Below are 20,930 nucleotides of genomic sequence, written 5' to 3'. Positions count from 1 at the left end.
GGGACCATGCCGACCTGGACTCCGCTCATTCCTCCCGAGAACCATCTGCTGGTCGGCCTCGCCCTCGCGCTGCTGGCGATCATCGTGCTGCTTCTGCTGGCCTGGGCGGTGTGGCGCGCCGAGTGGAAGGCGCCGACCGGATCGGTGGCCGGAACGGTCGGGTTCGATCCGGTGGACGCGGCGGCGGCGCGGCGGCCGGTCGACATCAAGGCTTTGTCCGCCAGCTTCATCGCCACCTTGCGGACCCTGAAGACCGCGGTTCCCGGGGCCGCCTGGAAATACGATACGCCTTGGGTGCTGCTGCTGGGCGACCATGGCTCGGGCAAGAGCGCGCTGGCCTCGGCGATCGGGCTGCACCGGCCCTTCGACCTGAACGCCGATCCGGAGCTGGCCCAGCAGGGCTGCGCCTGGCACGTGTTCGAACGCGGCATCGTCCTCGACCCGCCGGGCGGCATCCTGTGGGGTGACGGGCGCAAGGGCGGCGCCGAGGCCGGCTGGCGCCGGCTGCTGCAACTTCTTCTGCGCCACCGGGCGGAGCGCGGGCTCGACGCCGTGGTGGTCACGGTCCCCTGCACCGATCTGGTGGGGCCGGACCGGCTCGACCCGGCCATGCTGGTCGCGCGGGCGAAGCGCCTGCGCCTGCGCCTGCGCGAGCTTCAGCAGCAGCTCGGCCTGCGGTTGCCGGTCTATCTGGTGGTGACCAAGTGCGACGCGCTGCCGGGCTTCGCCAGCTTCTGCGAGCCGTTGGCGGCGGAGCGGGGAACGGAGATGTTCGGTTGGTCGAACGGCCAGACGCTGGAGACGGCCTATGGCCCGCATCTGGTCGGCGAGGCCTTCGACGCGATGGGCCGGGCGCTGCACCGCGCCCTGATCGGCGGGGCGGCGGCGACCGGCGGCATCAGCGACATGGCCTTCCTGTTCCCGGCCGAGTTCCAGAAGCTGGCGGCCCCGCTGGGCCGTCTGGCCGACGGGTTGTTCCGCGCCGACTCCTTCCAGGATCCGCATTTCTTCCGTGGCCTGTTCGTTACCGGCGACGGCGGAGCCCTGGCGGGCGCCGGCGGGCGGAGCGGCCTGCCGGTTCCTCTGGAGTCGGCTCCGCTGGCCGTTCCGGCGCTGGGCGACGCTGTCATGGTCGAGTCGCCGGGCGCCCGCCCGCTGTTCGTCACCAGCCTGTTCGGCGACAAGATCTTCCGCGAGGCGCGGGTGGTGCAGCCGGCCCGGCGCAGCCTGGTGGCGCGCAGCCGGGCGGTGCGCAACGTTCAGTTGGCGATCGGCGGCGCCATCCTGGTCCTTGCCGCCGGGCTTTGGCACTCCCACCGCATGGCTGGCGCCGCCATCGCCTCCCTGGCTCAGCCCATGAGCATCATCGAGGAATCGATCGAGGACATGCAGAAGGCCCGGCAGGCCGGCGACAGCCTGACCGCCTACCGCAAGCTGCGCGAAGTGGCTCCGCAAATCCTGGGGGCCTTCAAGACGGTCGGAGACCGCGCGCTGTGGGTGCCCTTCATCCCCACCTCCTGGATCAGCCCGATCGCGGAAGAGGTCAAGGAGCAGCTCGTCCAGGGCTTCCGCCTTGTGGTGCTCGATTCCCTGCGATACGAGTTGATCAGCCGCTGGACGGACCTTCAGGCCCGCAACGCCAAGCCGCTGACGGCCGGCAGCGACGAGATGGTCGCCTTCCAGCGCGCGCGCAGTTACCTGGACGAGATCGACCGGCTCGCGGTCGCCGTTACCCTTTACCGCAACGCCAAGCAATTGCCGGTGCGCGACGTCGCGGCGCTGGTCAAGGAGCTGCTCGGCATCGATCTGGGCGCTGCGCTGCGCAACGATCCGCTGCTCTATGCCGACGTGATGAACCGGGTCGTCATCCGGCCGCTGGACACGGAGCGGAATCTGGCGCCCTCGCGGGCGACGATGGCCCGGCTGTCAGGTGACGCGGCCCGGCTGATCACCGTGCAGGATGGCCCGCTGGTGCGCCCGTTCAGCGTGCTGGCCAGCACGCTGGAGCGGGTGGAGCTCGCCCGCTTCGGCCCGCCCGAGGGCGCCGGCGGCGCGCTTCAGGATTTGGGCACCGCCTTGCAACGGGCCCAGGCCGTGCTGGACGATCCCAACCTGCGCTGGCTGTTCGTGAGGAATCCGGAGCGGGACGCCGTCTGGCAGGACCGGCTGCCGCGCATCCGCAGCAATCTGTTCCTCGGTCCGGAGGCCGCCAACGAGGCGCTGGCGAAGGCGATCGAGCATGTCGATACCCTGCGCGCCAACCTGCTCGGAATCCGCGCACCGGGACTGGGACCGCTGCTGGTCTCCGACGAAGGGGCCGACGGCCTGCTGCGGCTGGCCCCGGCGCTGGCCGATCTGGCGACGGCGCTGCCCGACATCCTGCGCTACGATTTCATGGCCGACATCCCGGTGCGCCAGCCGGAGGTGCCGTCCCAGCGCGGTGCGGCCATCCAGTGGATGCCCGAACCGCTCGAGAAGGCGGTGCGTCAGTACCGTTCCTTCGAGGCGATGGAGGCGGGATCGCTGGCCCGCGTGCCGGAGGCGCTGCGGCCGATGCTTCAGGCGCTGGTGGCGCAGCGGCTCCAGGGCGCCATGCTGACCGCCGTGGCCGAGGCGCAGGTGGTGGAGAAGCGCGGCCAGGATTTCCGGCTGGTCGCCGACGAGACCGGGCTGCTGCGCGAGGTGCGCCAATTCGCCCGCGCCTCGCGCCCGCTGGGCGATCTGCTGGGCGCCTTCGGCCGGCGCGGCTTCGAGCAGGGCTACACCACCGTCAGCGCCATCGTCGCCCAGCATCTGGTCGGCATGCTGGAGCAGGCCGACCGCATCGCCGACCAAGGCGCGCCCTATCTGCCGATCGACGAGTTCCGCGACTGGGACGGCACGCTGCCGCTCAACGCCGATGGCTGGCAGGTGCTGAGCGACGTCGAGCTGTCGCAGTATCTCGACAACACGCGCGGCCGCTTCGACTGGCTGGGCAACGAGATCGCGGCGCCGATCGTCAACTTCGCCCTGCGCGAACAGACGCCGGGCGCGCTGCGCAACGATCCGCACGTCACCAAATGGCAGCGCATCCTGATCGAGCAGCAGCGCTACAAGGCCGACAACCCGAACAGCTCGCTGGCGGCGCTGGAGCGCACCATCCGCTTCGATCTGGGCGAGGCTGTGAAACCGGACAACTGCCTCCAGCAGCTCGCGGCTGGCGGCGGGCTTGGTGGTGGCTTCGGCAGCGGCGCCGATTTCTTCCTCCAGCGGCGCGACACGTTGCGGCGTCTGGCCCTGGCGCAGTGCCAGCGGGTCGCCGCCCGAACCATGTCGACCGACTATGCGCGGCTCGCCGCCGATTTCAATGGTCTGCTGGCCGGACGCTACCCCTTCGCCGAGTATCAGGGGCCGGACACCCCGCAGGCCGACACCGACGCCGTCGCCGCCTTCCTGGAGCGTTTCGCCATCGCCGAGCCGGGCATCCGCCGCGGATTCGGAACGCCGGCCCCCGGCACGCCGGCGGCGCAGGCGCTGGAGTTCGTCGGCCGCATGGCGGCGGTGCGGGACTTCCTGGCGCCCTTCCTCGCCGCCAGCTCGGCCGCCCCGCCGGGCTACGACGTGACCGCCGACTTCCGCGTCAACCGCCCGCGCGAGAGCGGCGGCAACCAGATCATCGACTGGGCGGTGACGGTGGGCGACCAGCGGCTTCAGCGCGGCGGCGACGCGAAGGCGGCGCGCTGGAGCCCCGGCCAGCCGGTGTCGGTGTCGCTGCGCTGGGCCAAGGACGCGCCGGTGGTGCCGCTGTCGATCATCGGCCCCGACGGCGGCGTCCAGCCCGACCGCGCCATCGCCTTTTCCTTCGCCGACCGCTGGTCGCTGGTGCGTCTGCTCCAGGCTCACCGGGCGCCGCCGGCCGACCTGCCGAAGCTGACCGACCCGCAGCCGCACACGCTGAAATTCTCCGCCGACACCGGCAACGTTCCGGTGATGGGGGAGGAGCCGCCGGCGAGGGCGGTGCCCGGCGGCCGGACCAGCGTGTTCCTGCGTCTGGCCCTGTCCACGGCGAATCCGGACGGCAAGACCCGGACCACCTACAGCCTGCCGGTCTTTCCCTACGCCGCCCCGCGCCTGGATGTGCCGGCCGGCGCGCGGGTGGCGCTGGATCCGCAGTTCGACGACGCGGAACTGGACGACCCTCTGGCCCCCCGCCCGACGCGTCTGGTCCCCCGCAAGCCCGTCCCGAAGGGAGCCAGCCGATGAACGGAGCGATGACCGGTGCGGAGCCCCACGGGCTGCCGTTCGACGCCGCCGCGATCCTGGCTCCCCTGCCGGGGGAGTCGCCGGCCGGTCCGTCGCTTCGCTACGACGCGGTCTACGACGCGATCCGCGAGGCGCGGCGGCAGGACGACCCGAGCCTGCCGCAGGGAGTCTGGCAGACCACCGCCAAGCGCGCCGATTGGGATCTCGCCATCCGGCTGTGCCGGGAGGTGCTGGAAACCCGCTCCAAGGATCTCCAGGTCGCCTGCTGGCTGGCCGAGGCGTTGGTCCAGCGCCATGGCTTCGCCGCGCTGGCGCCGACGCTGCGCCTGCTGGCCGGCCTGTGCGACGCCTTCTGGGACGGGCTGCACCCGGAGATCGACGAGGACGGCGACATGGCCGCCCGCGTCGCTCCGCTGGAATGGCTGAACGGCAAGCTGCCGGCGCTGCTGCACACGCTGGCGCTGACCCGCTCGGGCGGCCCGCCGGTGGTGAGCCACTCCTACGCCGATTACGAGAACGCCCAGCGCCGCCAGCTCGCCGCCGCTCGGGATCCGCGCGGGGCCGCGGCGATCCTTGCCAAGGGTGGCGCAACCCTGGCCGACATCGAGGCGAGCGCCGCCGGCACCCCGGTCGCCTTCCACCATGCCCTGCACGCCCGGCTGGCCGAGGCGGTTGCCGCCATCGACACGCTGTCCGCGCTGCTCGACGATCGCTGCGGACGGCAGGCACCGGGGCTGGTCGGGCTGCGCACCGCTTGCGCCGGGCTTCAGGGCTGGGTCGACACCATGCTGCGCGCCAAGGGGGAGGAACCCGAGATGCCCGTCCCGACAGCGTTGAGCGCCGACGGCAATGGCGCGGCGACGGACGAGTCCTTCGAAGCCTTCGACGAGTCCTTCGAGGATGGCGCCGTTCCGCCGCATTACGGCGGCGGCCCGATCCAGACCCGCGACGAAGCGTATTTCTGGCTGGCCGAGGCGGCGGAGTTCCTGATGCGGACCGAACCGCACAGCCCCACCCCCTACCTGATCCAGCGCGCGCTGGGCTGGGCGAACATGCCGCTGCACGAGGTCCTGCTGGAGGTCACCCGCGGTCGCAACGACCTGTCGGCGGTGTTCGACCTGCTCGGCTTCAACTTTTCCGAGATGTCGCAACAGAATGGAGGGAGGACGGGAAAATGAGGGAATTTGTTGAGTAATCATTCTTGTTATGGGCGTCAGGAAATTCTAGCTTAATACGAATGTTCAATAATCGCGCCTGATACTCGCGTTGGGCGTGCGCTGCAACATCTGGCAGAGGTTGAACCATGGCCGAGAGCACCCAGCACAAACTCAGCAGAGTCCGCCCGCCCCGCGTCCAGATCACCTACGACGTGGAGATCGGCGACGCCATCGAGAAGAAGGAGCTTCCCTACATCGTCGGCATCATGTCCGACCTGTCGGGCAAGCCGGCCGAGGCGCTGCCGCCGGTCAAGGACCGCAAGTTCGTCGAGATCGACCGCGACAATTTCCAGGACGTGCTGTCCTCGATCGCCCCGCGCGTCGCTTTCCGCGTGCCCAACAGGCTCCAGCCCGACAGCAACGACGTCCTGAACGTCGAACTGCGCTTCAAGCACATGGACGATTTCGGTCCGGTGGAGGTGCTGAAGCAGGTCCCGACCCTGAAGCGCCTGTTCGAGGCGCGCTCGCGCCTGCGCGACCTGCTGACCAAGCTGGACGGCAACGACGACCTCGACGCCCTGCTGAAGCAGGTTATGCAGAGCACCGAGGAGCAGGAGGCGCTGAAGACCCAGCTCGCCGGACCCGCCCCATCCGCCCCCGCCGCATCCGGCGACGCGCCGCCCGCCGAACCGGCGGCCGAATGAGCCGCTGACCTCCCGGAACCGACCACAACCCCGACCGCCGCCGGCATGATCCCGACCGGTGGCGCCCGCGTGAGGAGATTCTTGCCATGGCTGACGAGACCGAAACCGCCGGCGGCGGCACGGCCACGGAAACCCAGACCCTGTCCATCCTCGACCGCATCCTGGTCGAGGGCAAGCTGGCGCGCGACGAGACGCAGCGCGGCTACGCCCGCGATCTGGTGGACGAGTTCGTCACCTCGGTGCTGGCGGAGACCGGCGGCACGGTGAGCGGCGACGTCGTCGCCGCCATCACCGACCGCATCGCCGAGATCGACGACCTGATCTCGCTCCAGCTCAACGAGATCCTGCACCACCCCGACCTGCAGAAGCTGGAGGCCTCCTGGCGCGGCCTCGCCCATCTGGTGTTCAACACCGAGACCGGCACCATGCTGAAGCTGCGGCTGATGAACATCACCAAGGCCGAGCTGCTGAAGGATTTGGAGAAGGCCGTCGAGTTCGACCAGAGCGCCCTGTTCAAGAAGGTGTACGAGGAGGAGTACGGCACCTTCGGCGGCTACCCCTACAGCGTGCTGATCGGCGACTACGAGTTCGGCCGCCACCCGCAGGACATGGCGCTGCTGGAGAAGGTCTCCAACGTCGCGGCGGCGGCGCACGCCCCCTTCATCGCCTCGGCCAACCCGATGCTGTTCGACATGGGGAGCTTCACCGAGCTGGGCGTTCCACGCGACCTGTCGAAGATCTTCGAAAGCGCCGAGCTGATCAAGTGGCGCTCCTTCCGCGCCAGCGAGGATTCGCGCTACGTCACGCTGTGCCTGCCGCACGTCCTGCTGCGCCTCCCCTACGGGCCAGACACGGTGCCCGTCGAGGGCATCAACTTCGTCGAGGACACCGACGGGCGCGACCATTCCAAGTATCTGTGGGGCAACCCCGCCTGGATGCTGGGCACGCGCATCACCGACGCCTTCGCCAAGCATGGCTGGACGGCGGCGATCCGCGGCGTCGAGGGCGGCGGCAAGGTGGAGGGGCTGCCGGCCCACACCTTCCACACCGACGAGGGCGACATCGCCCTGAAATGCCCGACCGAGATCGCCATCACCGACCGCCGCGAGAAGGAGCTGAACGACCTCGGCTTCATCACGCTGGTCCACTGCAAGGGCACCGACTACGCCGCCTTCTTCGGCGGCCAGACCACCAACAAGCCCAAGCTCTACAACACCGCTGCCGCCAACTCGAACAGCCGGCTGTCGGCGATGCTGCCCTACATCCTGAACGCGTCGCGCTTCGCCCACTACATCAAGGTGATCATGCGCGACAAGATCGGCAGCTTCATGACCAAGGAGAATGTTCAGACCTATCTGAACACCTGGATCATGGGCTACGTCCTGGGCAAGGACGACGCGGGGCAGGACCTGAAGGCGCAGTACCCGCTGCGCGACGCCCGCGTCGACGTGACGGACATCCCCGGCAAGCCCGGCTGCTACAACGCCACCGTCTTCCTGCGTCCGCACTTCCAACTGGAGGAGCTGACCGCGTCGATCCGTCTGGTGGCCGAGCTGCCGCCGCCGGCCGCCTGAGCGCCGACGCCCCTCTGACGCCCCTCTGACGCCCATGCCGCCAGCCGGACGTCAGAGGGCGCACACCCGCCGATCCTCATTCGACCGATCCCACCGAACCGATTTCACGGCCCGCCGACCGAGGCCCGCCGATAGAAGGAAGACCGCCATGGCCTCCAATATGTTCATCGTCTTCAAGACGCCGGATATCACGGGTGAAAGCGCCGACAGCAGCAACACAAACGCCATCCAGGTGCTGTCCTGGAGCCATTCCTTCAACCAACCGACCTCGCCGACGCGCAGCTCTGCCGGTTCGGGCACGGTGGAGCAGGCCAACCACTCGGACTTTTCCTTCACCAAATACATGGATGCGGCGACCGACGACCTGCTGAAGATGTGCTGGAGCGGCCAGCAGATCGGCACCGCCACCTTTTCGGCCTACCGCTCGGACGGCGCCAACACGGCGATCAAGTATCTGGAGGTGGTGATGACCAACGTCATCGTCTCCAACGTCTCGGTCGGCGGCGGCACCGGCGACATTCCGACGGAAACCGTCACGCTCAGCTATTCCTCGGTCCAGTACACCTACATCCAGCAGAAGACGGCGGACGGCACCGCCGGCGGCAACCAGCCGATCAAGCACGACCTCGCCGCCCAGACGGTGTCGTAACCCGCCATGCCGGGACCGCGCATCGCGCAGGGCGTCCGGGCGCCGCTGTTCGACCGCCTCGCCGCCGACCCTCGGGAGGGCGGCGGGAGCGGCGGGCGGATGCTCGACCGCGATGGGCTGCGGGCATCGATCCGGCGAGAGTTGGACCGGCTGCTCAACACGCGAACGCCGCTCGCGGCCGACGAGCTGGGCCGACGGCCGCGCGGCACGCTCGACTACGGGCTGCCCGACCTGTCGCTGTTCTGGCCCTTCGACGCCGACAGCGAGGCCCGGCTGGCCCGGCTGGTCGCCGCAACGGTCGCGACCTTCGAGCCCCGCCTGGTGAATCCCCGCGTGACGGTGGCGCGCGCCGGCAACGAGCGCGGCCGGCTGCGGGCGACGGTGACCGGATCCGTCCTGCTGGACGGCATGGTCGAGCCGGTGAGCTTTCCCATCCTGCTGACCGACAGCGTCGAGGATGGGCCGGGGGACGGGCCAGGGGACGGGCTGGGGGCTGGGGGAGGCGGGACCGATGGCCGGTGAGGACCGCAACGACCTGCTGGATTACTACCAGCGCGAGCTGTCCTATCTGCGGCACGAGGGAGCGGCCTTCGCCGCCCGCTACCCGCGCGTGGCGGCGCGCCTCGACCTCAGCGGGGCGGAATCGCCCGATCCGCACGTCGAACGGCTGCTGGAAAGCGTCGCCTTCCTGACCGCCCGCATCCAGCGGACCCTGGATTCCGACTTCCCGATGATCCCGGCGGCGCTGCTGGGGGTGCTCTACCCGCATCTGGTGGCGCCGGTGCCCAGCCTCGCCATCGCGCAGTTCACGGTCGATCCCGACCAGGCGCGCGCGGCGACCGGCTTCACCCTGCCCGACGAGACCCCGCTGTTCGCCGAGGCGCTCGACGGGCTGACCTGCCGCTTCCGCACCGCCTACCCGGTGGAGCTGTGGCCGGTCGAGGTGGCGGACGCCGCGATCCAGACACCGGCGGCCTTCTCCTTCCTCGACCGGCGCACCGACATCGGGGCGGTTCTGCGCGTCACCCTGCGCGGGCTTGGCCGTCTGACCTTCGCCGACATGGCGCCGAAACGGCTGCGCCTCCACCTGCATGGCGGGGCGGCGGGGAGCCTGCACGAGCTGCTGCTCAACGAGGTGCGCGGCATCGCGGTGCGGCCGGTGGAAACCGCCGGTGCGGTGCGGGAGTTGCCGGGCGCCCAGGTCCGGCCCGTCGGCTTCGCGCCGGACGAGGACGTGCTGCCCTGGCCGCGCCACGCCCATCAGGGCTACCGGCTGATCCAGGAATATTTCGTCTTTCCGGAGAAGTACCTGTTCGTCGACATCGAAGGGCTGGAGGGGTTGGGCGACGCCAAGGAGACGGAGCTGCTGTTCCTGCTGTCCAACCCGCCACGACGCGCCGTTCCGCTCGACCGCGAGTCCTTCCGGCTGAACTGCGCGCCGATCGTCAACCTGTTCCGCCGGACGACGGAGCCGGTGCGGTTGGACCAGACCCAGGTGGATTACCGTCTGCCGCCCGACAGCCACCGCGAGCGCTCGACCGAAATCCATTCGATCCTCAAGGTTTCGGCCAGCTCGGCCTACGAGGACGACAGCCGGGTCTTCCAACCCTTCTTTTCCTTCGACCATTCCACCGGACGGGAGAATGGCCGCGACGGTCCACGGGCCTTCTGGACGGCACGGCGCCAGCCGACCGGGCGGGCCGACTTGCCGGGCACCGATCTGGTGCTGTCCTTCCTCGACCTCGATTTCAAGCCGACCCGTCCGCCGGCCCATGTGGTGTTCGCCCACACGCTGTGCACCAACCGCGGGGTGGCGGAGCAGATGCCGGCCGGCGCCCGGCTGGAGATCGAGGTCGACGCGCCGCTCAGCGGCATCGCCTGCCTGACCAAACCGACCCGCCAACGCACGCCGCCGCTGGCCGGCCAGACCCTGTGGCGGCTGGTGTCGCACCTGTCGCTGAACCATCTGTCGCTGGACGGGGAGGGCGGGCTGGCGGCGTTGCGCGAGATCCTGCGGCTCTACGCCGCCTTCGACGACGCCAGCGTGGCGGGGCAGATCGCCGGTCTGTCGGGCCTGTCCTGCCGCCCGGTGGTGCGGCGGGTCGGCAACGAGGCGTGGCGGGGGTTCTGCCGGGGCACCGAGGTGACGCTGGAGCTGGACGAGGAGCGCTTCGTCGGCAGCCATCCCTTCCTTCTGGCCTCGGTGCTCAACCGTTTCCTCGGGCTCTACGCCGCCGTCAACTCCTTCACGCAGCTGGTCCTGACCAGCCGCCAACGCAACGGGCATTGGAAGACATGGCCTCCCCTGGCTGGCGATCGACCCGTTCTGTGATCGAGCAGTTGGCCGCCGAGGCCCACCGCTTCGACGCGCTCCAGGCGATCGGCCTGATCGAGCGAATGCTGCCCGACGCCCGCAGCGTCGGCGAGGGCGCCGACTCGCGGCACGAGGCGGTGCGTTTCCGTTCCAGCTTGGCCACCGCCTTTCCGGCGAGCGACCTTGCCGCCGCGACGCCGCCCGGCCCCGGCGAGCCGCGTTGGGAACTGCTGGTGAATTTCCTGGGGCTTGCCGGCGGCTTCGGCCCGCTGCCGGCGCCCTTCACCGAGGCCATCGTCCAGCGGGTGCGGGCGGGCGACACGGCGACCCGCGATTTCCTCGACATTCTCAACCACCGGCTGGTCTCGCTGCTCTACCGGGCGCGGCGGCTGCACCGGCCGGCGCTGAACCGCGGCACACCCGACCAGGGGCCGATGGCGCAGCATCTCTACAGCCTGATCGGGTTGGGGACGCCGGGCCTGCGCGGCCGCATGGCGGTGCCCGACCGGGTGCTGCTTGATCACGCCGGGGTGCTGGCCCAGCAGCCGCGCACGCTGCACGGGCTGGAACGCCTGCTCGGCGATCATTTCGGCGTGCCGGTGCGGGCGGTGCCGTTGCAGGGGCGTTGGCTGGCGCTCGACGACACGCAGGTGACGCGGCTGGGGCGGCTGAACGCGGTGCTGGGTGACGGGGCGGTGCTGGGACGGCGGGTGTGGGATCAGCAGGCGGCGGTGACGCTGGAACTGGGGCCGCTGGGACTGGAAGCGTTCCGCGCCTTTCTGCCCGGTGGGCACGCGGCGCGGGCGTTGCGCGATCTCGCGCGTTTCTATCTGGGACCGGGCACCGACGTCTCGTTGCACCTGCGGCTTGCGCCGGAACGGGTGCCGCCGAGCCGGCTGGTGGGTGCCAACCGGCTGCATCTGCATTCCCCCCGCGTTCTTGCCGAACGGCCGCGCGCGGCGGGGGTGCGGCTGGGCGCGGAGGATGGGCGGCTGCTGACGCGCGCCGGGCCGGACGCTCCACGGCTCGGCTGGACGAGCTGGCTGGTCACGCGGCGGCGCATGACGGAGGGGATCGTCCGGCCGACGGGCGGGCGGGACAGCATGCATGGGTAATCCCGACCGCCGCGGATTCGTGTTTCCAGTGGTGACGGCCGTGAATCCGGTTGACGGAAAAAGCATGGCGAACCGATACTTCCCCCACTGCGAGAGGAAGCCATCATGACCACTTGCGCCGTCCTCCAAGGCCGCTTCCTGGCGACGGGGCCGCGCCTGCCCGCACCGGGGACCGGGCGGACCGCGCAACCCCAGGCCGGCGGCAACGCCCGGCAACTGCCGCCCGGCCTGCTGCGCCTGGGCAGCGGCGGCGGGCGGCCCTTGCCGGACGGCGTGCGGCAGAAGATGGAGACCTTCTTCAAGACGGATTTCTCCGACGTCCGTGTCCATGTCGGGTCGGAGGCGCCGGCCATCGGCGCCTTGGCCTTCACGCTGGGCTCGAACCTCTATTTCGCCCCCGGCCAGTACAACCCGGATTCGCTGCACGGGCAACAGCTTCTCGGCCATGAACTGACCCATGTGGTGCAGCAGCGGGCGGGGCGCGTGCGCAACCCGTTCGGCAGCGGCGTCGCCGTGGTGCAGGATCACGCGCTGGAGGCCGAGGCCGACCGCATGGGCATGCGCGCCGCCGCGCAGGTCATCCGGCCGACGGTGCAGGCCAAGCCGACACCGCAGAGGCTGGCCGCGCCGATCCAAAGGAAGGAAGGTTCCGGCTACCGGCTGATCGTCGGTGCCTACCTGCACCAGGAGAAGGGGCTGCCCGACGCCATGGCCGGCCACGGCTTCGTCGCGGTGGAGCGCCCCGGCGGCAAGCGCGAGGCCTGGGGTTTCTCGCCGGCGGAACTGTCAGGCATGGACCCGAAACGCGACCTCGGGCGCTTGACCACGGGCGTGCCGGGGCGCGTGCATCGTGACGAGGCAGCGTTCTCCAAGCCCGGCGTGCGCACACGCAGCGTCGCCGTCAGCCGTGAGCAGGCGGAGCGCGCCATGGCAAAGATCGGCGAGTACCGGAGCGGTAACGCCCGGTTCAGCTTGGCGAATCGCCAATGCACGGCGTTTGCCAGTGACGTGGCGAAGGCGGCGGGGGTGAATGCGTTCGGCGCAGGGCCAGTGCGGGGACCACGAGACTTCTATCGGAAGATTTGAGCCAAAGAGAATGACTCCATCTCTCCGAGAAGCACGATGAAGAAAAATTTTCTGCCACCACCCCAACCAAATGAGAAAAATCGGCTTATTGCTCCGCGCCGGGTGCTGCAACCAGCTTCAGTGACGTCTCATTTGCTTCCGCCTGCTTCATCTCACGCAGCATCGTGGGCGCCGAACAGCAAAATGAATGCGCCAGCCGTCATGCCATCCCTTCAGCTCAAGGTGGCCACACAATCCAAAGCAGCTGGAGTGCCGCCGAGCATTGTCGGAGGGCCGCAAATTCGGCAAAACGTTATTCAGCCGATGATTCCCAGGCAATCTGATAGATTGAAAGCTCCCGATTACCATCATAATTATGTATCGACTGTAGTAAAAAGCCATATTGATAAATATAGAAGAGAATTTTGGAATGGATTTAGATCATCAATGGGTTGGTATCAAACTACAAAAACACATATGGGGCGCTTCCCAAAAATATGCGCAACGTGTAACGGACCGGCCAATTCTATTGATCATAAAATAGATTTCGCGACAACCCAAACAAGTCTACCAACCACAGACTATTGTGACACTTTTAATCATTTCAGAGGAATATTGAAAAGCGTTGCTCAAGATGACTTTAATAATTTACGCAATCTCCAATGGATGTGCCAATCATGCAATTCTCATAAGAGCGGCGCTCACGGACTTTACACCTCGGTAATGCATCTTGGAAAATGCCCAGCAGCGAATGGTGGGATCTGTACCCTCTAGATTCTGAATGAATCCACCAATGTCCTCCCTGAAGCCCCTGATCAACAAGCTCAACCCTACCGCCAAGCGCGCGCTGGAGACGGCGGCGCAGCTCTGCCTCGTGCAGACGCACTTCGCGGTGGAGGTTCAGCATCTGCTGCTCAAGCTCGCGGGCATGGCGGACAGCGACGTGGCGCGGCTGCTGCGGCATTACGGCGTGGATGCAGGCACCCTGTCCGCCGACCTCACCCGTGCGCTGGAGGCTCTGCCACGCGGGAACCGGCAGACGCCGGCTTTCTCCGAACATCTGCTGCGCCTGCTGGAGCGCGCCTGGGTGGTGTCGTCCCTGAGGCTCGACGAACACACCATCCGGTCCGGCGCCATCCTGGTGGCGCTGCTGGAGGACGACGCGTTGCGCGGCATGCTGGTCGAGGCGGCGCCGTCGCTCGCCCGCATTCCGCGCGGCAAACTGGCCGACGATCTGCCCGATCTGCTGCGTGGCAGTCCGGAGGGGGCCGGCGGCCCCACCCCCACCCCCGCTCCCGCCGCAGCGTCCAGCACGGCGCCGTCGCGAACCCCGTCGCTCGATGCCTACACCATCGACCTCACCGCCCAGGCCCGCGCCGGCCGGATCGACCCCATCGTCGGGCGTGACGGCGAGATCCGGCAGGTCGTCGACATCCTGATGCGGCGACGGCAGAACAACCCGATCCTCACCGGCGATCCCGGCGTCGGCAAGACGGCGGTGGTCGAGGGCTTCGCCCGCATGGTCGCCGAGGGCGCCGTGCCGCCGCCGCTGCGCGACGTCGCGGTGCGCACGCTCGATCTCGGGCTGCTCCAGGCCGGTGCCGGCGTCAAGGGCGAGTTCGAGGACCGGCTCCGCCGGGTGATCGACGAGGTGGCGTCGTCGCCCCGTCCCGTCATCCTGTTCATCGACGAGGCGCACACGCTGGTCGGCGCCGGCGGACCGGCCGGGCAGGGGGATGCCGCCAACCTGCTGAAGCCGGCGCTGGCGCGCGGGGAGCTGCGCACCATCGCCGCCACGACCTGGGGCGAGTACAAACGCCACATCGAGAAGGATCCCGCACTCGCCCGCCGCTTCCAGGTGGTGAAGGTGGCCGAGCCGGACGAAGCGACCGCCGTTTCCATGCTGCGCGCCCTGGTGCCGGGGCTGGAGGCGCACCACGGCGTCCGCATCCTCGACGCGGCGGTGGAAAGCGCGGTGCGGCTGTCGCACCGTTACATCAGCGACCGGCAATTGCCGGACAAGGCGGTCGGCGTGCTCGACACCGCCTGCGCCCGCGTCGCTCTGGCGCAGGCGTCGCCGCCGCCCGAACTTCAGGCCGCCGCCCAGGGCAGCGCCGGGCTGTCCGCCGAGATCGCCCAGCTCGCCCGCGAAAGCACCGCCGGCCACGACCACGCCGAGCGCCTGGAGCGTCTCGCCGACGAGCGCGCCGCCCTGGAGGAGAAGCGCCATCGGTTGGAGGCCCGTTGGACCCAGGAGGCCGAAACGGTCGCCCGCATCCGTGCGCTGGAGAACTCGCTGCCGGACCAGGACGGCGCCGCCTATCTGCGGGCGCGGGCCGAGCTGGACGGGCTGCGGCTGGAACTGGAGCTGGTGCAGGAGGACGCCGCCCCGCTGGTGCCGGTCGCGGTGGACCGCCACACCGTCGCCGCCGTGGTGGCTGGTTGGACCGGCATCCCGGTCGGCCGCATGCTGACCGACAACGTCGAGGCGGTGCGCGGCTTGCGCGCCCGCATGGGCGAGCGGGTGGTCGGGCAGGACGCTGCGCTCGACGCGGTGGCCCGGCGTATCCGCACCTATTTCGCCGGGCTCGGCGAGCCGGGCAAGCCGACCGGCGTCTTCCTGCTGGTCGGACCGTCGGGCGTCGGCAAGACGGAAACCGCGCTGACCCTGGCCGAACTGCTGTTCGGCGGCGAGCGCAGCCTGATCACCATCAACATGTCGGAGTATCAGGAAGCGCATTCCGTCTCCGGCCTGAAGGGGGCGCCGCCCGGCTATGTCGGCTTCGGGAAGGGCGGGGTGCTGACCGAGGCGGTGCGGCGCGCGCCCTATTCGGTCGTCCTGCTCGACGAGGTGGAGAAAGCCCACCCCGACGTGCTGGAGCTGTTCTATCAGGTGTTCGACAAGGGGACGCTGGAGGACAGCGAGGGGATGGCGGTCGATTTCAAGAACACCATCATCCTGCTGACCTCGAACCTTGGCAGCGAGACGATCGAGCGGCTGGCCGGACAGGGCAGCGGCGCCCTGACCGCCGGGCGCGTCGCCGAGGCGATCCGGCCGGAGCTGGTGCGTCACTTCAAGCCGGCGCTGCTCGGCCGCATGGTGGTGGTGCCCTATCTTCCGCTCGACGAGGCGCGTGTCCACGCCATCGTCCGGCTGAAACTGGCCCGCATCCAGGCCCGCGTCGCCGAGACGCATGGCGCCGAGCTGACCTACGCCGACTCGGTGGTCGCCCACATCGCCGCGCGTTGCGCCGCCACCGACGCCGGGGCGCGGGCCGTCGACCATCTGCTGACCAACACGCTGCTGCCCGACCTGTCGGCGGGCGTGCTCGACCGCTTGGCCGACGGGCGGGGGGTCGATCTGGTGCATGTCGATCTCGACGGGACCGGGGCGTTGCGCTACAGCTTCGGCATGCCCGCATCGCGGGCGCCCTGAACGGCGGCCTCCCCCAAGGCGACCCTCAAAGGCGATCCATGAGCGATAAGTCGACGACCCAGGATTCCGCCTCGCTGTCGGTCAGCACGCCGCTCGGCAAGGACGCCCTGATCCTGCGCGAGTTCAGCGGCACCGAGGCGGTCTCCGACCTGTTCGACTTCACGCTGGTCATGCAGTCGGCGACCGGCGCCATGGACCTCGACCTGACGCAGCTCGTCGGCCAGCACCTGACGGTGACTCTGACCGACGGCGACGGGGCGCAGCGGATCGTCGACGGGATCTGCACCCGTGTCGTGCAGACCGCGACCTCCTATGTCGCGGAGTTGCGGCCCTGGCTGTGGATGCTCGGGCTTGCCAGCGACAACCGCATCTATCAGAGCCAGACCGCCGTCGACATCATCAAGGCGGTGTTCGGCAACCTCGGCTACACCGATTTCAAGGATTCGACGACCGCCACCTACACCACCCGCGACTACTGCGTGCAGTATGGCGAGAGCTGCCTGAACTTCGTCAGCCGGCTGATGGAGGAGGAGGGAATCTGCTATTTCTTCACCCACACGGCGGGCACCCACACGCTGGTGCTGGCCGACGATTCCTCGGCCTTCGCGGCCATCGCCGGGACGTCGACGGTGCCTTATCTCGGGCTGCCGCGGGGCAAGGACTGGATCGACGGGCTGCATCTGACCTCCTGCTCGCTGGAGCAGGCGGTGACCAGCGGCGGCTACCAAGCCGACGACTACAACTTCACCACCCCGGCGACCGAACTGAAGGCCAGCGTCACCGGCACGCCACTGGTCTACGACTACCCCGGCAACTACACCAGCAAGGACCAGGGCGACGCGGCGGCCGCCATCCGGCTGGCCGCCCTCCAGGCCGGAGCCAAGCGCCTGTCGGGGAGCGGCGTCGTGCGCGCCTTCACCGCCGGGCAGAGCTTCACCCTGTCGGGCCACCCGCGCAGCGACCTGAACGCCGAGTGGGTGCTGCACGCGGTCAGCCACCGCGCCACCTTCCGGGAGTACGAGAACAGCTTCACGGCGCTGCCGTCCGCCACCACCTACCGCCCGCCACGCCGGACGCCGGCCCCGCGCATCGCCGGCACGCAGACCGCGGTGGTGGTCGGCAAGTCGGGCAAGGAGATCTACACCGACCAGTATGGCCGGGTGAAGGTGCAGTTCCATTGGGACCAGCAGGGCAGCAACGACGAGAACAGCTCCTGCTGGGTGCGGGTGGCGCAGGGCTGGGCCGGCAAGAGCTGGGGCAGCTTCTTCCTGCCGCGGGTCGGCATGGAGGTGATCGTCAGCTTCCTCGACGGCAACCCGGACCAGCCGATCGTCACCGGCTGCGTCTACAACGGCACCAACACCACGCCCTACACCCTGACCGACGATCAGACCAAGAGCACGATCAAGTCCAACAGCTCCGAGGGTGGCAACGGCTTCAACGAGATCCGCTTCGAGGACAAGGCCGATGCCGAGGAAATCTTCGTCCAGGCGCAGAAGGACATGACGGTGCTGGTCAACAACGGCCGGACAACGACGGTGGACGCCGCCGACGACACGCTGACGCTGAACAAGGGCAACCGCTCGGTCACCATCACCAAGGGCAACGACACGCTGACCGTTAGCGAGGGCAACCGCACCTCCAGCATCGCCAAGGGCAACGAGACCCATTCGGTCAAGGGCACCCGCGACGTCACGGTGACCGGGGCGGAAACCCGCACCAACAGCGACGCCTTCACGCAGACGGTGTCGAAGGATTTCACGCTGACGGTGGACGGCGACATCACCATCTCGGCCAGCGGCGCCGTCACCATCAAGGCCGGCAAGGGGCTGACCGTGCAATCGACCCAGGACATGGCCCTCACCTCGTCGGCCGCGCTGACCGCCAAGGCCACCAGCGACGCCACGCTCCAGGGCATGAGCGCCACGGTCAAGGCCGACACCGGCGCAACGCTCCAGGGCGGCACCACCGTCACCGTGAAGGGCAGCGCCCAGGCCACCATCGACGGCGGCGGCATGACCTCGGTGAAGGGCGGGCTGGTCCAATTGAACTGAGCCCGCGACGATGCCCCCGACGAACCAGGACACGCCCCCCGCCAGCGGGCTCCCTTCCGAACCCACGCGCATCGAGACCCGCGATGCGGAGGGACGGCTCTTGTCGCTGGTCACGCTCGGCGCCGGGGGACAGCCGGACGGGGAGTTCGTCGCCTACGCTCCCGACGGCTCGGTGCAGATGCGGATGACCTACCGCGACGGTCAGCCGGATGGGCCGGCGACCATTTATCGCGACGGCCGGGTGCAGACCGAGATGGGCTACGCCGCCGGCCAACTCGACGGCGAGATGCGCGGCTACGACCCGGCCGGACGCCTGCTCTCGGTGGTGCGCTACGCCGCCGGGCGCAAGAATGGCAGGATGGAGTGCTTCACGGTGGATGGCGCGCTGCTGATGACCGCCGAGTACCGCGACGACCGGCTGGACGGGCCGATGCTGGAATACCGTCCGGACGGCACGCTGCGGCGACGCGCTCTTTACGCCGATGACCGGCTGGATGGCGAGGTGGTCGAATTCCATCCCGGCGGAAGCCCGGCCGAGCGCAGCCTGTTCCGCGCCGGAACCGTCGTGGAGGGGCCGGAGCGCTTCGTCGATCCGGACGCTCCGGGCAGGACGTCGCTGCTGGCCCGGCTGATCGGCAAGTAGGGGAGGGGAGGCATGGGGCTTCAGGTGGTGATGGGGGCGATGACCCAGTGCAGCTTCGGGGCGGCGCCGAGCAGCCTGATGGTGCTGCCGACCAACCGGGTGATGTGCGGCGGGGTGCCGGCCGCGACCATCATGGATTTTGCTCCGATGATGAACATCCTGCCCTTCGCCATGTGCAACAGCCCGGCCAACCCGATGGTGATCGCGGCGACGGCGGCGGCAATGGGGGTGCTGACGCCGATGCCCTGCATCCCGCTCACCACGCCCTGGACGCCCGGCGTTCCTCAGGTGCTGATCGGCGGCATGCCGGCGCTGAACGACGGCTGCAAGTGCATGTGCGCTTGGGGTGGCTCCATCAGCGTCAGCATGGCCGGGCAGTTCCAGACGCAGGATTGATCGATCGGGGCTCCAGCGGACGGCCCGGCGGTTGCGGTTCAGGGCATCGGCGCTATAATGACGCGAGGTCCCGCCCCCCAAACCATCGACCGCAAGGCCGACCGATGTCCGCTCCGCCGAAGCGTTTCGCTCCACCGCCGCCCAGCTGGCCTGGATGTGCGTCGCCGCGCCAGCCGGGGCCGGCGATCCAGCGGCAGGTCGCGCAGCCGCAAACGACCTTCAACGCCCTGCGCAGCGGCAAGGCGGAGCGCGGCAAGGTCGGCGACGAGCTTGTGCGCATGCAGGGCGACCAGTTCCTGCTGAGCACCGCCGAGCGCAACCTGCGGGTCAAGCCGGACGGCACCTACAATTTCGTCCGGGTCCAGGGGAACACCCGCAACGAGGCCCGCACCTTCGTGTCGGCGAACAGCGGCCATGCCGGGCTGGCCGCCGGACGGCCGGTGCTGTACGCCGGGACGGTGCGTTTTGACAGCGGTTCGCTCGACTGGTGGAGCAACTATTCCGGCACCTACCAGCCGATGGCCGCCTTCCGCCAGCAGGCCCATCTGCCGGACGAGCGTTTCGTGCCCTGGCAGAAACTTCAGATGGGTGGGGTGGGGTTGCAACGCGGCATGCTGTCCGACCAGCGGGCCTCCACGGTGCCGGCCAAACCGGAGGGCGCCACCACGCCCAAGCCGGCCCCCCGATTGCCGGATCCCGCAAAGGCCGCATCCGTTGGAACCGGACCGGCGGGGACGCCGACTCCGCAGCCGCAAGGCAAGGGAACGGAGAAGGCAGCGGCACGCGCTGCTCCCGCACCCGCCGGAAAGGGACGCTGAGTGGCAATTCCGCGCAGCTCCCTTCCCGTCATTCTCGGCGGCACGCTGCTGTTCGGGGCTCTGCTGTTCCTGTTGGGGCTGCTGGTCGGACTCAACCTGTCGTCATCCGCTCCGGCATCTTCACAGGCATCCCCACAGGCAGGAAACGGCACCCCGGCGGCGGTGGCGCCCGCTCCTCCTGTCCCTGCACCGGGCGGAGCCTCCGGCGGAGCGGCTCCGACGGCCCCCGCACCCGATGCGGCGGCTCCGGCTCCCGCATCCCCACCGGCCAAGGGCGGCGATGCCGCTCCGGAAGCGGCGCCGGCGATCAAACCGCTGAAGGTGAGGGGTTTCGGTTACGGCGCTCCGCCGTCCAGCCCGCCCGCCTCGGCCTTGCGCGGCCATCTGCTGGAGCAGGCCAGCGCAGCGCCGGGCACGGCACCGGGCACCAACCCGGCAGCCCAGCCTGCGGCAGCCGCCACATCAGCCCCCGCACCCGCTCCGAAGGAGCCGCCAGCCGAGCCGCTGGTCTTTTCGGTTGCGGTCGGACGCTTCCTGCTGGAGGACAACGCCGCCCGCCGGCTGGCCGAAGCACAGGCCAAGGGCTTCCAGCCGGTCGTCGTCGTCGCCGACCCTCCCGACCCCAGCGGCTGGCTGACCGTTACGCTGGGACCGCGCGACGACGCCACCGCGGCCGCGCGGCTGGCGGAGGACGCCACCGCCCAAGGGTTCGACACCCTGCTGGTAAGCTGGCTCGCTCCCTGATCCCGGGGTTCCCCATCTG

General features: G+C 69.3%; 16 protein-coding genes. All 16 read left to right on the top strand.

The annotated features are described in order from the left end of the window. Nucleotides 1-6: 6 nt before the first annotated feature. The 16 genes from JN22_RS34420 to JN22_RS35300 all read left to right on the top strand — a co-directional run bounded on the left by JN22_RS34420 (nt 7) and on the right by JN22_RS35300 (nt 20,911). Nucleotides 7-4,242, top strand: a complete 4,236-nt coding sequence (locus tag JN22_RS34420) for a type VI secretion protein IcmF/TssM N-terminal domain-containing protein (protein ID WP_085558374.1) — start codon at nt 7-9, stop codon at nt 4,240-4,242. Beyond that, nucleotides 4,239-5,420 (top strand): type VI secretion system protein TssA, encoded by a 1,182-nt coding sequence (gene tssA / locus JN22_RS34415; protein WP_179166361.1) that lies wholly within the window; start codon nt 4,239-4,241, stop codon nt 5,418-5,420. Before JN22_RS34420 ends, tssA begins: the two co-directional genes overlap by 4 nt. Before the next feature lie 125 nt (nt 5,421-5,545). Beyond that, nucleotides 5,546-6,103: a type VI secretion system contractile sheath small subunit gene (gene tssB / locus JN22_RS34410; RefSeq protein WP_085558373.1), complete on the top strand. Its 558-nt coding sequence runs from the start codon at nt 5,546-5,548 to the stop codon at nt 6,101-6,103. An 86-nt stretch (nt 6,104-6,189) separates the two neighbouring features. Then, complete coding sequence (gene tssC / locus JN22_RS34405; RefSeq protein WP_085558372.1) at nt 6,190-7,677, top strand: type VI secretion system contractile sheath large subunit; 1,488 nt, start codon at nt 6,190-6,192, stop codon at nt 7,675-7,677. A 148-nt stretch (nt 7,678-7,825) separates the two neighbouring features. Further along, nucleotides 7,826-8,326, top strand: coding sequence for an Hcp family type VI secretion system effector (locus JN22_RS34400; protein ID WP_179166360.1), 501 nt, complete (start codon nt 7,826-7,828; stop codon nt 8,324-8,326). 6 nt (nt 8,327-8,332) lie between these two features. Further along, a complete protein-coding gene (gene tssE, locus JN22_RS34395) occupies nt 8,333-8,848 on the top strand; it encodes a type VI secretion system baseplate subunit TssE (protein WP_085558370.1) in 516 nt (171 codons plus the stop codon). Further along, the gene (gene tssF / locus JN22_RS34390; protein WP_179166359.1) at nt 8,838-10,658 is read left to right on the top strand and encodes a type VI secretion system baseplate subunit TssF; all 1,821 of its coding nucleotides are present in this window, start codon (nt 8,838-8,840) and stop codon (nt 10,656-10,658) included. The genes tssE and tssF overlap by 11 nt, the downstream gene beginning before the upstream one ends. Continuing rightward, nucleotides 10,655-11,755 carry a type VI secretion system baseplate subunit TssG gene (gene tssG / locus JN22_RS34385; protein ID WP_179166358.1) on the top strand — a complete coding sequence of 367 codons (1,101 nt, stop codon included), beginning with the start codon at nt 10,655-10,657 and terminating at the stop codon, nt 11,753-11,755. Before tssF ends, tssG begins: the two co-directional genes overlap by 4 nt. A 105-nt stretch (nt 11,756-11,860) precedes the next feature. Beyond that, nucleotides 11,861-12,841, top strand: coding sequence for an eCIS core domain-containing protein (locus JN22_RS34380; protein WP_085558367.1), 981 nt, complete (start codon nt 11,861-11,863; stop codon nt 12,839-12,841). Nucleotides 12,842-12,877: 36 nt separating this feature from the next. Then, nucleotides 12,878-13,594 carry a hypothetical protein gene (locus JN22_RS34375; RefSeq protein WP_143269052.1) on the top strand — a complete coding sequence of 239 codons (717 nt, stop codon included), beginning with the start codon at nt 12,878-12,880 and terminating at the stop codon, nt 13,592-13,594. Between the two features lie 19 nt (nt 13,595-13,613). Further along, nucleotides 13,614-16,256, top strand: a complete 2,643-nt coding sequence (gene tssH / locus JN22_RS34370) for a type VI secretion system ATPase TssH (RefSeq protein WP_085558366.1) — start codon at nt 13,614-13,616, stop codon at nt 16,254-16,256. 38 nt (nt 16,257-16,294) lie between these two features. Then, a complete protein-coding gene (locus tag JN22_RS34365; protein WP_085558365.1) occupies nt 16,295-18,310 on the top strand; it encodes a type VI secretion system Vgr family protein in 2,016 nt (671 codons plus the stop codon). Nucleotides 18,311-18,320: 10 nt separating this feature from the next. Further along, nucleotides 18,321-18,953 (top strand): toxin-antitoxin system YwqK family antitoxin, encoded by a 633-nt coding sequence (locus tag JN22_RS34360; RefSeq protein ID WP_085558364.1) that lies wholly within the window; start codon nt 18,321-18,323, stop codon nt 18,951-18,953. A 12-nt stretch (nt 18,954-18,965) separates the two neighbouring features. Continuing rightward, nucleotides 18,966-19,349 carry a DUF4280 domain-containing protein gene (locus JN22_RS34355; protein ID WP_085558363.1) on the top strand — a complete coding sequence of 128 codons (384 nt, stop codon included), beginning with the start codon at nt 18,966-18,968 and terminating at the stop codon, nt 19,347-19,349. Between the two features lie 104 nt (nt 19,350-19,453). Further along, nucleotides 19,454-20,167 carry a hypothetical protein gene (locus tag JN22_RS34350; protein WP_085558362.1) on the top strand — a complete coding sequence of 238 codons (714 nt, stop codon included), beginning with the start codon at nt 19,454-19,456 and terminating at the stop codon, nt 20,165-20,167. Continuing rightward, nucleotides 20,168-20,911, top strand: a complete 744-nt coding sequence (locus JN22_RS35300) for an SPOR domain-containing protein (protein ID WP_143269051.1) — start codon at nt 20,168-20,170, stop codon at nt 20,909-20,911. Nucleotides 20,912-20,930 lie beyond the last annotated feature (19 nt).

Origin of the sequence: Azospirillum agricola (assembly GCF_020005195.1) — a bacterium.
Classification (GTDB): domain Bacteria; phylum Pseudomonadota; class Alphaproteobacteria; order Azospirillales; family Azospirillaceae; genus Azospirillum; species Azospirillum agricola.
This window is presented reverse-complemented; position numbering and strand designations above follow the sequence as displayed.